10 protein-coding genes and 1 pseudogene are annotated in these 16275 nt (G+C 35.8%); 9 read left to right on the top strand and 2 right to left on the bottom strand.

Annotation, left to right across the window (positions count from 1 at the left end; translation table 11 throughout):
• Positions 1-102: 102 nt before the first annotated feature.
• Both ACFO3P_RS00885 and ACFO3P_RS00880 read right to left on the bottom strand, forming a co-directional pair.
• Complete coding sequence (locus tag ACFO3P_RS00885; protein ID WP_379542092.1) at positions 103-1335, bottom strand: dicarboxylate/amino acid:cation symporter; 1233 nt, start codon at positions 1333-1335, stop codon at positions 103-105.
• A pseudogene (locus ACFO3P_RS00880) lies at positions 1313-1825 on the bottom strand (prephenate dehydratase); the annotation flags it as partial. The pseudogene ACFO3P_RS00880 and the gene ACFO3P_RS00885, both read right to left, overlap by 23 nt.
• Positions 1826-2416: 591 nt before the next feature.
• On the opposite strand from ACFO3P_RS00880, the gene ACFO3P_RS00875 reads away from it, so the two are divergent.
• The 9 genes from ACFO3P_RS00875 to ACFO3P_RS00835 all read left to right on the top strand — a co-directional run bounded on the left by ACFO3P_RS00875 (position 2417) and on the right by ACFO3P_RS00835 (position 16273).
• Positions 2417-2779: a hypothetical protein gene (locus tag ACFO3P_RS00875; protein ID WP_379542091.1), complete on the top strand. Its 363-nt coding sequence runs from the start codon at positions 2417-2419 to the stop codon at positions 2777-2779.
• Between the two features lie 164 nt (positions 2780-2943).
• Entirely contained in the window at positions 2944-3963 is a 1020-nt protein-coding gene (locus ACFO3P_RS00870; protein WP_379542090.1) for a LacI family DNA-binding transcriptional regulator, read from the top strand.
• Between the two features lie 319 nt (positions 3964-4282).
• The gene (locus tag ACFO3P_RS00865) at positions 4283-5518 is read left to right on the top strand and encodes an MFS transporter (RefSeq protein WP_379542089.1); all 1236 of its coding nucleotides are present in this window, start codon (positions 4283-4285) and stop codon (positions 5516-5518) included.
• Between the two features lie 12 nt (positions 5519-5530).
• Positions 5531-6718 carry an MFS transporter gene (locus tag ACFO3P_RS00860; protein WP_379542088.1) on the top strand — a complete coding sequence of 396 codons (1188 nt, stop codon included), beginning with the start codon at positions 5531-5533 and terminating at the stop codon, positions 6716-6718.
• A 36-nt stretch (positions 6719-6754) separates the two neighbouring features.
• Positions 6755-7657 carry a quinate/shikimate dehydrogenase gene (locus tag ACFO3P_RS00855; protein WP_379542138.1) on the top strand — a complete coding sequence of 301 codons (903 nt, stop codon included), beginning with the start codon at positions 6755-6757 and terminating at the stop codon, positions 7655-7657.
• 201 nt (positions 7658-7858) lie between these two features.
• The gene (locus tag ACFO3P_RS00850; protein ID WP_379542087.1) at positions 7859-8926 is read left to right on the top strand and encodes an ArgE/DapE family deacylase; all 1068 of its coding nucleotides are present in this window, start codon (positions 7859-7861) and stop codon (positions 8924-8926) included.
• A 386-nt stretch (positions 8927-9312) separates the two neighbouring features.
• Positions 9313-9753: a BREX-3 system P-loop-containing protein BrxF gene (brxF, locus tag ACFO3P_RS00845; protein WP_379542086.1), complete on the top strand. Its 441-nt coding sequence runs from the start codon at positions 9313-9315 to the stop codon at positions 9751-9753.
• A 19-nt stretch (positions 9754-9772) separates the two neighbouring features.
• The gene (locus ACFO3P_RS00840) at positions 9773-13474 is read left to right on the top strand and encodes a DUF6079 family protein (RefSeq protein WP_379542085.1); all 3702 of its coding nucleotides are present in this window, start codon (positions 9773-9775) and stop codon (positions 13472-13474) included.
• 12 nt (positions 13475-13486) lie between these two features.
• Positions 13487-16273, top strand: a complete 2787-nt coding sequence (locus ACFO3P_RS00835) for a DNA methyltransferase (protein WP_379542084.1) — start codon at positions 13487-13489, stop codon at positions 16271-16273.
• Positions 16274-16275: the final 2 nt, after the last annotated feature.

The raw sequence follows: 16275 nt of genomic DNA, 5'->3' as shown, positions 1-16275 counted from the left end.
GAATGGAAAATACACGAAAAGAAGAGGAATGTCACATCAAAACTCGATGTGACATTCCTCTTCTTTCTTTTAGGCTGATTCAGCCCCAGCTTTCTACATATGTTACGATTTCCGAGCTTTTAATTTTACATTCCGTTTTTCCTCCGATTTATCAATCAGGACTGCTGCAGTGGCATCGCCGGTGATATTCATGGTCGTATAAGCCATATCGAGCAACCGATAGATGGCTGCGATAGGGCCCATCAATTCAATCGGCAGATTAAGAAGCGTCAAGAAGGATGCCCCGAGCACAATTCCACCGCCTGGGATACCGGGCGCCGCCATATTTAAAATTGTTGCAATCATAACGAGATAAATAATTTGGCCGACACCGAGCGGGATATCATAAAAGTCAGATACAAAGACAGCGAGCAGGCTAAATGATACTGCTCCGCCGGCCATATTAATGGTCGTCCCCAATGGTACAACAAAGTTCGTAATGGATTCGGAAACTTTAAAATCATTTCTGGTTACCCGCATGGTTGTCGGCATCGTTACAGCAGAGCTTGTGGTGGATAGCGATACCAGCCACACTTTATAAATGCCCTTAATAAAATCAATCGGATTGAATTTACTATATAACCAGACCGGAATTAACATCACCAGGATAAATACGACAATACATGCGAAATATGCTGTGAAAATATATAATCCAAGTGCAGAGAAAATGCCGGCACCATATTCAGCAATTGCGTAGGCCATCAGAAAAATAATTCCAATCGGTGTGAGCTCCATGATGAAATCAAGAATTTTAAAGATGACTTTGGACAAGCTGTTGATAAACTCTTTGACTGGATCCGCCTCTTTCCCAACGATAACAATGGCTACCGAGAAAATAACGGTAAATAAAATTGTTGCGAAAATATCGCCCTCAGAAATCGCCTGGAATAGATTGCTTGGTACGATATTCATAAAGAAATCTGCCACACTTGGTTCGGTAATTTCCCCATCATATCCGCCGCCAGCATCTATATTAATTCGCTGACCAGGACGAATCAGGTAGGAAATGACTAGGCTGATGGCTGCGGTGGTGATAAACATGCCAACAAAGACAACAATACTTTTAAAGCCAATTCGGCCGAGATCACTGGAGCTGCCAATATTAATAATTCCAGTGGAGACTGCCACAAAAATAATGGGAATAATCATCATCTGGATTAAATTTAAGTAAATATCGCCGACAAATTTTGCTTGAATAGAGAATTCGGGTAAAAGGATACCGAATAGGATTCCGAGCCCGAACCCAATCGCAATTCGGGTGAATAAGTGTTTTTTAGCTGTTAACAAGTTTTTCATGCTGTAAGGCTCCTTTGTGTGCTGGGATTTTACCTTTACGGTAATTGCCTAAAATATTTATATAGGTGCAGCTATCTTCTAACTCCTTTAATGCCATATGGAGTTCCTTATGACTGGCACCGTTATCGATATCGATAAAGAATCCATATGCGAACGGTTCCGATTGAACGGGACGGGGCATCAAGTAGAGTACATCAATCGCATGCTTTTTAAAAATGTTTAACATATCGCTTAGTGAGCCGGTGCTGTGATTGGCTTCGACATACATTGATGTTTTATCCTGTATTTGATTTACTACGGCTGTTTTCTTTTTAAAAAATAAGAAACGCGTCGTATTGAATGGATTGTCATTAATATTTTCTTGCATCACAGTCATGCCGTACAATGCTGCAGCATGGCTGCCTGCGATGCTGGCGAGGGTATTATCCGCTGCATGTTTAACCATTTCCACCGCACCAGCTGTATCCATATAGTCGAGGACCTCGATGTGCGGGTACTGGCTTTTCCTTCACTAAACTTTTGGCATGCAATCGTACTGTAACTGCCTTCCACGCCTTGATAACCAATTAACAATCTATTCACTCCTCTACTGATAAAAAAAAAAGACCATTTATGCTTCTGCCGCTGGAATAGGAGAAACGTAAATGGTCTACAAAAATATAAAAAACCAGTCACTTCGATTTCTCCTGTGACTGGTTAAACATGTTTACATGCTAATCAGCCATCTTAGATATAGGTCGTCTATATCCGTGATGGCATATAGACGCTATCTAAAATAGCTAAAAAAGAAACGATTTAATTGTCGGGATGGATGCTTTAACATAGGAATCACTCGAATCTTTTAATTGTTAAATAGATTCTAACGATTTGTTGGTGTGTTGTCAATACGAACAGTCAGGAATTTTGGCTGAAGGATAGGGAGTCATTGCACAGACGTTCTGCAAAGAGCAAAAAAACCAATGATATTTCTCTGTAGCTAGGGTTATAATCTAATTATAGTAACTTAATCTAAAGCATGCATGAGAATGTAAGTAAATTGTATATCGAAAACAACTAAGCCAAAACGAAGGTGACACAAACTATGAGCGAACCAATCCACATCTTAGTAGTAGAAGATGATAATGATATCAATCAATTACTATGTAATATTATTAGAATAAGCGGCTATTTTCCTCAGGCTGCTTTTTCCTTACCCATATTCAATTTTTGGAAGAGGATGACATTCCTTCTGAAGCAAGAAAAGAGTATATTCTCATTGAAAAATGCTGCATCCAGATTAAAAGTGTTAATGGAAGATTTTTTTGAGTTAACTATTATTGAGTCAGCCCTGATTGGCTATCAGTCTTTTTTTAGTCTGAACATTTCTAATCTCTGTACAAGAATGGAAAACCTGAGCCGGGTAACAGATCCGATATACATCGCAAAAATAGGTTATTTTAAATGACGAAACGTCATTTGAATAAAAAAATGTTATATTAGATATATAAACTTTCCAGAAAAAATAATAAATCGAACCTTACATATGTGTTTAAACTTGTTTATGAAAGAGGACCTTTTGAAAGTAAAGGTCGCGTTGATTGGTTGATTAGATGGAAGAGGTGATGAACGTTGAAAAAACCTAAAAAGAATGTGCGTGTTACGTTACAAGAGGTTGCAGATCATGCTGGCGTATCGACGACGACCGCTTCTTTAGTCGTTAGAAATAACCCGAGAATATCAGAAGCTACCCGAAATAAAGTATTAGCATCTATGGAAGAATTGGGATACGTTTATGACAGAGTAGCTGCCAATATGCGATCTCAGAATTCCAATATCATTGGGGTCATCGTTACGGATATTGCAAATAAATTTATTTCAGAATTTTTGATAGGTGTCCAAAATACGCTGGAGGGCTTCGGTTATACAGTATTGCTTGGTACAAGCTTTGATTCTGTGGAAAAACAACAAAAATTAATATCGACGATGGTAGAGCACAGAGTAGATGGGCTGATTCTCAACCCTGCCTCGAGAAGTGTTGGTAAAACAGCAAAACAGTTAAATAATTTGAAAATCCCTTTGGTGCTTGCTAATCGGGAATTAACCGATGTGCATGCAGATTATGTAGGGATTGATTATCCAGAAGGAACGTATAAAGCAATAAGTCATTTAATCAGCAAAGGACATGAGAAAATAGCCTTTTTAGGCGGGGTGAAAAATTCTTCCACATGGACGGAAAGAATGGAAGGTTACCGGACGGCGCATGAAAATGCTAATCTGACGCTTGATGAATCACTTGTCATTGACAGTGAACCAACCGATAAAGGTGGCGAAGAAGCAGCTTTAAAGATGCTGGATTTACCGGAGATTCCTACTGCTATTTTTTGTTTTAGTGATTTAATCGCTTTTGGCGTGATGAAGGTGTTAACTCAAAAAGGGATCGTGATTGGACGTGACATAGATATTGTAGGATTTGATAATATTCCTGAAGCAGAAATATATCATCCGCCATTAACGACAGTTTCTTCCTATCCTAAATCTATTGGCAATCAAGCGGCAAAGCTTCTACATAGTAAAGTAAAACGTGAGAGTGAGGAAATGCATCGCGTGATACTTAAGCCGCAGCTCGTTATCAGAGAAACATCTAAATAATTGATAAATAAAGAGAGGACTTTCCTGTTCGTATAGGAAGGTTCTCTCTCTTTTTGAGAAGGAAAATAGAGAGTATTTGAAGTGAAGCAAGTGAAAGACGTCACAATGTTGACACAAAAAAATTGCAGGAGTATAGTGGATTTCGTTGTTTAAGTATATCGTTATACCAAAAACACCTAAAGTTATTCTTGTATTAGGTTTATTTTATTTTACTTATTAGTATATCGATATACTAATAAATTTGGAAATTATCGTACCAACTATATAGGAGGGTGAGAGGAACTTTCTATAAGAGAGCACATTGCAAAGGAGAAACGTCATGAAGCATCCATACTTAAATATGGGAGTAGGGATTTATCTAAGTTATTTGCTTTTGGGAATGGTCAATATCGTATTGGCATCAAATATGAGCTTTTTATCGGAACGTTTGGATGTTTTCCGGACAGACATCAGCTTGCTGATCTCTGTTGTCGGGATTGGCCACTTGCTTAGTATCAATATTGCAGGTAAGCTGTCGGATCGCTACGGAAGAAAGCCATTACTCATATCGGCTGCCATACTTTATGCTGTATTCCTTATAGGGGTGCCGACAACCACTCATTTCGCATTGGCTATGTTTTTCGCTTTGTTTGCAGGCATAAGTAATTCATTACTAGATGCTGCTTCCTATCCAGCGCTTAATGAAGGGTTTAAAGAGGCAGCGGGCACAGCAACCGTTTTGATTAAAGCATTTATGTCCATAGGAGCTGCACTTCTTCCTGTATTCATCGCATTTTTGATATCCCAAGACATGTTTTTCGGATATGCATTCTTCCTGCCGGCGATCGTATTTATTGGCCTGGGATTTTACTTCATCCCCGTCCGGTTTCCGGCTGTTAATGGGGAGAAGCGTAAGGAAGAGATGGACAAGGAGAACGTCGAAAAGCAAGCTTCCAATCCGCATAGCTGGAAAGAAGGCACAGCTATCGTATTGATTGGATTTTTTTCCGTTTCGATGACCATTGTCATTCAGACCTGGCTGCCTACGTTTGGCCAAGAAATGATTCAGCTGAATGAAAATAATGCAGTAAGGTTGCTCAGCTTTTACAGTGTTGGCGGGCTTATTTCTGTTTTACTGCTTGCCTGGTTACTGAAAAGAATCATTAAACCGATCACCGCAATGATGTTCGCACCGAGTGTTGCTGCCATCTTTGTTTTTGCGCTGCTGTTTGCTCATGACTCCTCACTCGTACCGTTCATTGCGTTCTTTCTGGGGTTATCTACCTCTGGGATTTACCAGCTGGCCATGACGGTGATGATTCAAATGTTTCCAAATAACAAAGGAGTCAGTGTTTCCTATGTTAGTGCTGCTGCGAGTGTGGCCTTCATGGTTATCCCTTATATCACGGGATTGCTGACAAAGCATATCGGGATATCCTCGGTATTCTATCTAGAATTAGTCATAACCATTGTGAGTACAGCTTTAGCAGTCTATCTATCCAGAAAGATCAAGCTGTTCTCGAAAAGTTACCAAAGAGATATAAATAATAAATTTAAATATCTGCAAAAATTTTAGAGGTGAGAAAAAATGAAAAATCCATACATTAAAACGTCGTTTGGAATGTACTTGAATTACTTCATGTTAGGAATGATCAATATTATCATTGCTTCCAACATGGGTAACTTATCAGCAAACTACGATCAGCCAGTCGAACGTATCAGTTTGCTGGTATCTGCCATTGGTATTGGGAAGCTGGTTGCCTTATTCTTTGCCGGCCGGCTCTCCGATAAGTTAGGGCGAAAGCCGATTATTATTACCGGAAGCTTTTTATACCTGCTGTTCTTAATCGGCATACCATTGCTGTCAAGCTACCCAGTGGCTTTCGCCTTAGCAATAACCGCAGGGATTGCGAATTCCTTATTAGACTCAGGAACCTATCCGGCTCTAATCGAATCATTTCCAAAGCAATCAAGTTCAGCTACGGTCTTGGTTAAAGCAATGGTATCCATTGGCGCGACCTTATTACCAGTTATCCTGGCGTTTCTAGCATCTCATGATCTTTCATGGGGCTGGTCATTCTACTTATTAGCAGTCTTGTTCTTAATAAGTGGTATGTATTTAATCTTTATGCCATTCCCGGCAGTCAATACGAATGACAAAAATGAGAAAACAAGCGAAGCCCAAGATAATCGTTTTAAAGAGAAACCGAAGTTTTGGGGAGAAGGACTGGCAATCATCCTTATCGGGTTTACATCTACGGCTTTATTTGTCGTTTGGCAGACATGGCTTCCGGAGCTGGGTACAGGTTTCATGGACTTAAGTGAAAACGTTGCTGTACAGCTGTTAAGTTATTTCAGTATAGGTGCATTGGTATCTGTGCTTCTGTTAGCTGTCGTATTGGACAAATTTATGAAGCCGATAACGATCATGATCATCTATCCGGCAGTTGCTTTTGTATCCATGCTAATGCTTTTCTTTGTTCATTCTTATCCAGTTGTTATCATATTTACATTTATCCTTGGACTATCAACTTCTGGTATTTTCCAATTGGCAATCAGTGTGATGACAGACTTCTTTGTAGAGAACAAAGGAACAACCACATCTTACGTAAATATAGCAGGAAGCGTCGCTTTCATACTCGTTCCAATCATCACAAGCTCTTTGGTTGGAGGAATTGGTATTTCCATGACATTAGTATTTGACATGGTCATCGCGGTATTAAGTATTTTACTTGCTGTATTTGTACTTTATCGAGGTAAGAAAGTACTCAATTAATGGAATTAAATTAAATTTAAAGGAGATAGAAACATGATGAATAATGATAAAAACCTTGCAAAAATTAACGGTAAAACAAAACTTGTAGGATTGCTGGCCACCCCAATCGGGCACAGCATTTCGCCTGAAATGCACAATTTGGGATACACCATTGGCGGTTTGAATTATGCATATTTAGGTTTTGAAGTTGGTACAGAAAACCTTAAAACAGCGGTAGAAGGCATGAAAGCAATCGAAGCAGCAGGATTCAATGTATCCATGCCAAATAAAATGGAGGTCATCCAGTATCTAGATGAAGTGGATGACAGTGCGAAATATGCACATGCCAGCAATACCGTCGTGAACAGAGATGGCAAACTGATTGGGTATAATACAGATGGTTTAGGATATGTAAAAAACCTGGAAGAACATGGTGTAAAATTGGAAGGCCAAAAAATCACCCTGGTCGGTTCCGGTGGTGTTGCAACGCCAATAGCTATTCAATTAGTACAATCCGGTATCAAAGAAATTAGTATCTTTGCCAGAGACGACAAGTTCTTCCCGCAAGCAGAAGAAAATGTATCCTATATCAACAACGAGATGGCTCATTTCGGAGTCAAAGCAAACATTTTTCCTTTAGAGGATAAAGAAACTTTCCGTAAAGAAATAGCCGAAAGTGCTGTTCTGGCAAATGCTACAAGCTTAGGGATGAAACCACTGGATGAAATGAGTATTCTGGATGATCTTACAGATGTACTGCGCGAGGATTTAGTTGTAACAGATGTGGTATATAACCCGCAAAAAACAAAATTGTTAGCACAAGCGGAAGAGGCAGGAGCTACAGCAATTAATGGTCTTGGAATGGTTCTATGGCAAGGCGCTTTGGCTTATAAACTATTTACTGGGGAAGACATGGCGATTGAAGAAGTTAAAAAAGAATTGTTTGATGAAATCTTATAGTTGTAAGAGGGTTTACTGGAAATAAAGAAAAAGCTGTCGAGGGGATCGGCAGCTTTTTGTTTTGCTGTTTTGATTTTAACCTGTATTCGAATACTTTTCTTGTTAGGAGGGTATTGTATGTTATGGTCGACAATCTTATTAATTTACTGCTTTCCGTTTTTGATTTGAACCAGTATATTTCAACGAAAGGGGAATCATACATTGAATAAAGAGGAACGTATTAAAGTATTACAAGATATCATAAAAATAAAATCGGTAAATGATAATGAATCCGAAGTAGCAGATTACTTCGCAGAACTATTTCAAAAACATGGAATAGAATCTGAGAAAGTAAAATATAGTGAAGGTCGTGAAAGCCTGGTAGCCACTTACAAAAAAGGTGATGGTAAAGTATTGGGTATTAGCGGACATGAAGATGTGGTAGCGGCTGGTGATGAAAGTGAATGGAAATACCCGCCGTTTTCAGCTGAAATCGATGGGGATAAATTATACGGCCGAGGTTCAACGGATATGAAATCTGGTCTGGCAGCTTTAGCAATCGCTATGATTGAAATCAAAGAAGAAAACGCAGATATCAATGGTACATTGAAATTCATGGCAACGGTTGGGGAAGAAGTCGGTGAATTAGGAGCGGAACAATTAACGAAGGAAGGTTATGCAGATGACCTTGATGGGTTGATTATTGGCGAACCAACCGGTCCAGCATTGATTTACACACATAAAGGTTCCATAAACTATACCATTGTTTCACGTGGAAAATCTGCACATAGTTCCATGCCTAATGAAGGTATTAACTCGATTGCAAATATTAATGAATTTGTGACGCGTGCTAATGCAGAGATGCAAGAAGTTACGAACAAATATAAAAATGATGTATTAGGTGAGACTGCTCATGCTATTACAATTATTAATGGCGGGGATCAGGTTAACAGTATTCCTGCTGTGACAACGTTGCAAGGGAATATTCGTACGATTCCTGAATTTGATAACAGCAAAGTGAAAGCAGTGTTACAGAGTATTGTTGATGATTTGAACAAAAGGGAAGGGTTTAACTTAGAATTAATCGTGGATTATGATATTTATCCTGTAGAGTCTAAAGCGGATTCTGAGCTGATTAAAGCGATTCAGGATGCTTCTAAGGAAGAATTGCCTGTGACTGGTATTTCGCCTAAGACAGCTGCGGCTGCTTTTACTAAGGCTGATAATGAGTTTAATGCTGTTATTTATGGTCCTGGGGTTGAAGATTTGCCTCATCAGGTGGATGAGTAGAGTATAAACTATATCCTATTTTTATTCGAGCTGTTGAACGTATGATGTATTGTTCTTCTGATCCAAATTGTTCAGAAGGGCAATTTAAATTTCAGTCAACTGCAAACTGAGCGGCATGTCATTCCTGCTTTTATGTTTTAGAAACATCATGTGGATGGATAAATCAATTGTTGGATCGTCGTTTATTAATCAATATAAACCCAGGTGAAGATACTGGATTTTTTTAATCAGTTGTAACATTTCTATTAACAAGAAAGTAATTACTACCGGATTTACTTATTTGTTGTTAAAATATAGGTATATTACAATATAATTAGAGTAGATTGTTTATACGAGAAATAGATGATAAAAACCATTTTGAATATATGAGAAAAGAGATGTTTCTAATGAATATAAACAACTTTAAAACAGAAATACAGGAAATGGAACATTGGTGGCATAAATTAATATTTCTATGTGATAGGAATGGACAATTTAATACAACGATACCAATCACTGACCAATTTGAAAAAGTAAATACTAATTTTATCTTAAGCCAAGGGTTAATAAATATAGCTAAGAATAAATATCCATTATATGTTGAAGATATAATTTTAGACACAATTTCTAATAAAAACAAGGTATATCTCCTTCAACATATTGATATTCTTTTTGATCCCACTCTACAAATTCATCCAATACGTTTATTGGAAAATATTAGCAAGACATATAAGCTAGTTGTTGAATGGCCAGGGAGATACGAAGATAATCAGTTGTTCTATGCTGAGTATGGTCATCCTGAATATTTTTCTTGCCGTGAATTTGAGGGGAAAGTTATTTTGAAATAAAAGTATGGAGGGAAATATTATGCTTCGGTATGATGAATTAATTTCATTCGACCCAGTGGAATCTGTTGTCCAATTAAGAGAAGCAGATGATCAAAGTCGTGCTATCTCATTATTAAAAACATATGTGATTTCAGATAATATGGTTGAAAAATTAATCGACGATATATTTGAAAATATACAATTTGAACGTATGGTAGACAATAAAGGTATTCTTATTGTTGGTAACTATGGTTCTGGTAAATCTCATCTAATGAGTGTAGTTTCTACGATTGCAGAATTACCAGGTGCGAGTGAATATTTACAAAACAAACAGGTAGCGGAAAAAGCAAAAGAAATAGAAGGTAAATTTCAAACTATCCGTGCAGAATTTGGCGCTGTAACAATGCCTCTCCGTGAAATTATTTGTAGACAATTAGAAAAAGGGCTAGCAGATATGGGGATAGATTATTCTTTTCCTGCTGCTGATCAAGTGACAAATAACAAAGATATGATGTATGAAATGATGGAATTATTTCATGAAAAATATCCTGATAAAGGGTTACTACTTGTTATCGATGAACTTCTTGACTATTTACGCGGAAGAAAAGAACAAGATCTTACGCTAGATTTAGGCTTTTTACGTGAAATTGGTGAAGTTTGTAATAACACCCGTTTTCGTTTTATTTCTGGTATACAGGAAATGCTTTTTGATAATCCGAAATTTAGTTTCGTTGCAGATTCGCTACGCCGAGTAAAAGAGCGTTTTAAAGAAACACGTATTGTTCGTGAAGATATTGCATTTGTAGTGTCAGAGAGGCTCTTAAAGAAGAATGATGAGCAAAAAGCACTTATTCGTGAGCATCTGGGTAAGTTTAAAAAATTATATAACGGACTATCAGAAGAACTAGAGACATACGTTAACCTATTTCCAATTCATCCAGCATATCTTGAAATGTTTGAGAGAGTACATATTGGTGAAAAACGGGTTGCCCTACAAACAATTACAGGTGAAATTAGAAAATTACTAACAGAAGAAGTTCCTGAAGATGCAACAGGACTTATATCTTTTGACAGGTATTGGACGTACATCGAAGGAGATTCCGCTTTACGATCAGACGATCGTGTAAAGTTAATTGCAGATAAGGTTGAAACATTAAGAGGGACTATTCAATCAAGCGTAAAAAGACAGTATAAAGCTATTGCAATACAAATGGTAAATGCGTTAGCCGTATTTCGTTTAACTACAGAGGATTTAAAAACACCAATCGGATTAAACCCAGATACACTTAGAGATAGGTTATTCCTAAGTCAATCTTCTATATTAGACTTTGAAAATGAAGCAGCCGATTTTTTAAAAACAACAATTGAAGCAGCAATGAAAGATTTAAGAACTGCAGCCAGTTTCCAATATATTTCCCTGAATAACGATAATGGACAGTATTATATCAACATTGATGAGTCTATACCAGTAGATGAGCTTATACGTCAACGTGGTGAAGGACTAAAGAATAGTCAATTAGATAGCTATTATTTTGAAGTGCTAAAACAAGCTACTGAAGTTTCAGAATCTGCAGCCTATGTATTTGGATATAAAATCTGGTTGCATGAAATTCCTTGGATGGAACGGAGAGTAAAACGAGAAGGGTATCTATTCTTTGGAGCGCCAAATGAGCGATCAACAGCCCAACCAGAAAGAGACTTTTATATATACATGCTCCAGGCATTTGAAGAACCTAACTTTAAGGATGAACAAAAAGAAGATGAAGTATTTTTTCGTTTAAAGAAAAAAGATAATACATTTATTCAATTGTTGCGCTTGTATGGTGGAGCAACAGAAATGTATAATGATACAACTACGAATAAAAAATTGTATAAGCCTAAAATGGAAGATTATAAAAAGAAATTGGTAAAATGGATTAAAGAAAATTTTGTTGATGCTTATGAAATTGTATATCGAGGAAAGAGTGCTGGTGTACTTGAGCACGGAATGTTCTTGCCAAGTAATCCTGATACATTAGTTGAGCTTATCGATTCAGTTTCACAAGACCTACTTTCCCAATGGTTTGAAGTGAGATATGAAGAATATCCTTCATTTCGAAAGCTTGAACATTCTTTCTTGACCAAAAAGAATATACACACTTATGTTAAAGATGCATTAGATTATTTGAATGGGCGTAAAACAAATCAAGGTGAAGCAATTCTGGATGGCCTGCTCCTAATCGATCAGAAAGGGACTCCTACAACACAGAAATCAGGTTATGCAAAATGGGTGATCGATTCACTTGATAGTATGGGAAATGGGCAAGTATTAAATCAAAGTGAACTTATTGAAGTGATCAATACGACTCAAGGTTCTCCAGATCAGCGAATAACAAGTAGGTTCACGATGGAGCCTGAATTACTCGTTGTAATTCTTGGTTCACTGATTCAAGATGGGAAAATTGTTGTCACTATTAAGGGAAAGCAGTATGAAGCCATGAATTTTAGTGAGTTTGTTCGACTTCCTATTCAAGATATTACTTATTTTGATCATATTAAAAAACCGACTGGGTTGCCTATTCGTGAAGTACAAGCTTTATTAGATTTATTTGAGTCAATCAAGATAGATTTCTCTAATCAAGAAAAAGTAGACTTTGCTATAAAACAAATTATTTCCGGGGCAAAGAATGCTACTAATCGAACAGTAGAAATGCTTGCTAACTTGCGTAATAAATTTCAAGTTTGGGATGGGCCGTTATTTACACAGGCAGAAATAGATGAAAAAACAGATAAGCTTTCAAGTCTTAATGATTTTTTACAAGGGTTGCAAGTATATAATACACGAGCAAAAATGATGAATTTAAAATTCAATATGGAGAGAATTGAAAAAGAAAAGGAAAATTTGTTGCTTTTGGATACATTAGATGACCTGCAAAAGAAAATAAATGAAGTCACTAAAGTAGCTTATTACCTTGCTCAGGCTAAGTTTATTGCTTCTCCTAGTAAGGATTGGATTGATAGTGTTGATTTATCGTTAGAAAAGCTGAGTGTTGCATTAAAAAATAATGAAGATTGTGCAAATGAAATTGAGGAATTAGAACGTTTAAAAAAAGAGTATATAGATTTCTATCTTTCTATACATCAGAAAATGCGATTAAATGCAACGGAAAGTAAAAGGAAAACCGAATTATTACAAGATAAACAATGTGATGCGCTACAAATATTATCGTCAAAGATTGAGTTATTACCTAGTGGGGTTTTTAAGGGTTGGCAAGAAAAAATGGATTCGCTAAAAGTTTGTTATCATGTAACAGCTGATAAGTTGCAACAAACACCTGAATGTCAAAAGTGCCATTTTAATCCGCGTGAAGAATCACTAAATGAAAAGCCATCTCTTTCGGAACTTGAAGAAGAAATGGTTGAATTATTGACAGTTTGGACAGATACGTTATTAACAAATTTTAATGATGCATCTGTAAAAGAGAGTATTGAACTATTAGAAGTGGAAGAGAAACAATTAATAAATGATTTTATGCACGAGAAAACATTAACTTTACCGATTCCTATGAAGTTAATTAATGCGATTAACAAAGTTCTAAAAGGAATTCATCAGGAACAAGTTGATGTCGAACAATTAAAAGAAGTGTTTGGCAATGGTAATCCAATCACAGTCAAAGAGGCACGAAATAATTTAGAGATATTATTTCGTGAACTTGTAGGTAATAATGATCAAGAACGTGTACGTTTAACAGTTAGAAAATAGGAGGTTAATTCAATGACCGAAGAGAATGAGCAACTTTCATTTACAGAAGAACAATCTAAAGCAGACAATGATCCTGTTGTCTGCTTAGGCATGACTTTTAATAACGAGGACGAGCGAAGGGAATATTTTCGAAATGAATTAAGAAGGAAATTGCCTGAAATGAAGAATATAGAAGGATTTCCAATTGGAGAAGATGAGGATATAATTGCTTTGTCTGATCCTCCTTATTATACTGCTTGTCCGAATCCATGGCTTAGTGAATTTATAGATTTATGGGAGAAAACAAAGGAAACTAAAGAAAAAAATTACAAACGCGTTCCATTTGTAACAGATGTATCCGAAGGGAAAAATGATCCTCTATACAAGATACCTTCTTATTTTACAAAAGTACCTCCTAAGGCAATAATTAGATACATTATTCATTATACTAATCCAGGTGATATTATTTTAGATGCTTTTTCAGGATCTGGTATGACAGGTTTAGCTGCTAACCTTTGTGGTGATTTAAATTATTTAAATTCTATGGGGTATACAATTGATAATGAGAATAATGTAGTTCAAGATGGTGAGATTGTCTCAAAATTGGGAGAAAGAAAAGCAATACTAGCTGATTTGTCTCCAGCTGCTACCTTTACAAGTTCAATTGTTAGCCAAAAATTAAAAACAGAGGTTAATGATGTAAATAAATTACAGATTGCAGAATTTATTAATGAAAAAATAGCACCACTTTATGTAACAAAAATAAATGATGAGGAAGTTGAGTTTGATTATACGGTATGGAGTTATTGGGGCGAATGTAATAATTGCTCACATAGTTTTAGATTATTTGATTATATTATAGATTGGGATAAACAAGAAATGAAAAATGTTTATAAATGTCCTAATTGTGGAGCCATAATTGAATCAGATAAACAACAAAAAGCTTTTAATATAGAGTTTGATCCTGTACTTCAAAAAACAATAAATCAGGCAAAGTCATCTTTAGCATTAATTTCTTATAAAAAAGGTAATAAAACAATACGAATTGAACCTAAGCCATTTGACTTCGATAAATTAATTAATATTAATTATAAAGAAGTTACTTTAATTCCTGAAGAGCTTCCGTATATGCATCTATCACATGAGAGGAATAATCTTATAAAATATTGGGGATTCTCTCATGTTAATCATTTTTATTCGAATAGGAATTACTATGCTTTTGATCAACTAGTGAAGTATTGTTTTAAAAATAATGATAGGTTGGGTTTATTTGCTTTAATATCAATTTTAGAAAATAATGGAACTAAGCGAAATAGATTTTATGTTGATAAACGAAGATCAAAGGGATCTCCCGTTGGACCTTTGTCTAATACTTTATATGTACCTAATATGTTTGTTGAAACAAATGTTGCAAAAAAAACTATTCAAAGGTTGGACCAAGTAGTCAAACAAAAAAATTCTTGGGGAAAAGGTGTTTCTATTGTAACAAACCAGAGTGCTACTAATCTTGCACAGGTACCTCAAGATAGTGTGGATTTCATTTTCACTGATCCTCCTTTCGGTGGTAATATTAATTACTCAGAACAAAACTACCTTAGTGAATGGTGGCTGAAAGTTAAAACAAACAATAAAAATGAAGTTATTACTAATAAAGCACAATATAAAAACGTTAAAGAATATCAGACCTTAATGGCTGGTGTTTTTAAAGAATATTACAGAGTATTAAAACCTAATCATTGGATTGTTGTAGAATTTCATAATTCATCTAATCTAATTTGGAATGCTATCCAACAATCGCTAGAAACAGCAGGTTTTATAGTTGCCAACGTAAGTATTCTTGATAAAAAACATGATACAATGCACCAAGGTCATAAATCGGCTGCTGTAAATAAAGATTTAGTTATTGCAGCATATAAATCGAATGATAGACTACGTGATCGATTAAAGGAAAATAGAAGTGATACTGAAAATGTTTGGATATTTGTGGAAAACCACTTGAGTAATTTTCCAGTAATAAAAATAAAAAATAATCAAGTTGAACCTATATTAGAACGAAAGAATTTTATGCTTTTTGATAGAATGGTTGCATTTTATGTTCAAAAAGGATTACCTATACCAATGTCGGCTGCAGATTTTTACAGAGGACTGAGTGAAAGGTACTCTGAAAGGTTTGGTATGTATTTTCTTCAAGAACAAGCTTTAGAATTTGATAAAAGAAAAATTAATTTAGATAAAATGGGTCAAATAGAGTTTTTTATTAATGACGAGCGAAGTGCAATAGAATATTTAAAACAGTTATTAATTACAAAACCAAAAACATATAAACAGATACACCCAGATTTTATAAAAGAAATTCAACATATATCAAAACACGAATTCTTACCTGAGTTAAATTATTTGCTTCAGCAAAACTTTTTACAATATGAAGGAAAAGGACCTGTTCCTAAACAAATTATTACTTATTTAAGAAGAACATATAAAGATTTGCGCGGTCTAGATCCTAGTGATAAAAAGATCATTGAAAAGGCAATGCATCGCTGGTATGTTCCAGATCCTAATAAACAAGCAGATTTAGAAAAACTTCGTGAGAAAGCATTATTACGAGAATTTTATGGTTATTTAAATGAATTAGAAGGGAACAAGAAAAAGTTAAAAAACTTTCGTACAGAAGCTATTCGTGCTGGATTTAAGAAGGCATACAGCGAAAAAGATTTTGATAAAATTGTAAAAGTAGGAGAACGTTTACCGGAGAAAGTCATTCAAGAAGACGATAAATTACTAATGTATTATGACAATGCATGTATACGTTTAGGATTATAGAG

The sequence above is a fragment of the Oceanobacillus aidingensis genome, from assembly GCF_042654105.1.
Taxonomy (GTDB): domain Bacteria; phylum Bacillota; class Bacilli; order Bacillales; family Amphibacillaceae; genus Oceanobacillus; species Oceanobacillus oncorhynchi.
Note: the sequence above shows the minus strand (reverse complement) of the source record. Positions and strands in the feature narration are given on the sequence as shown.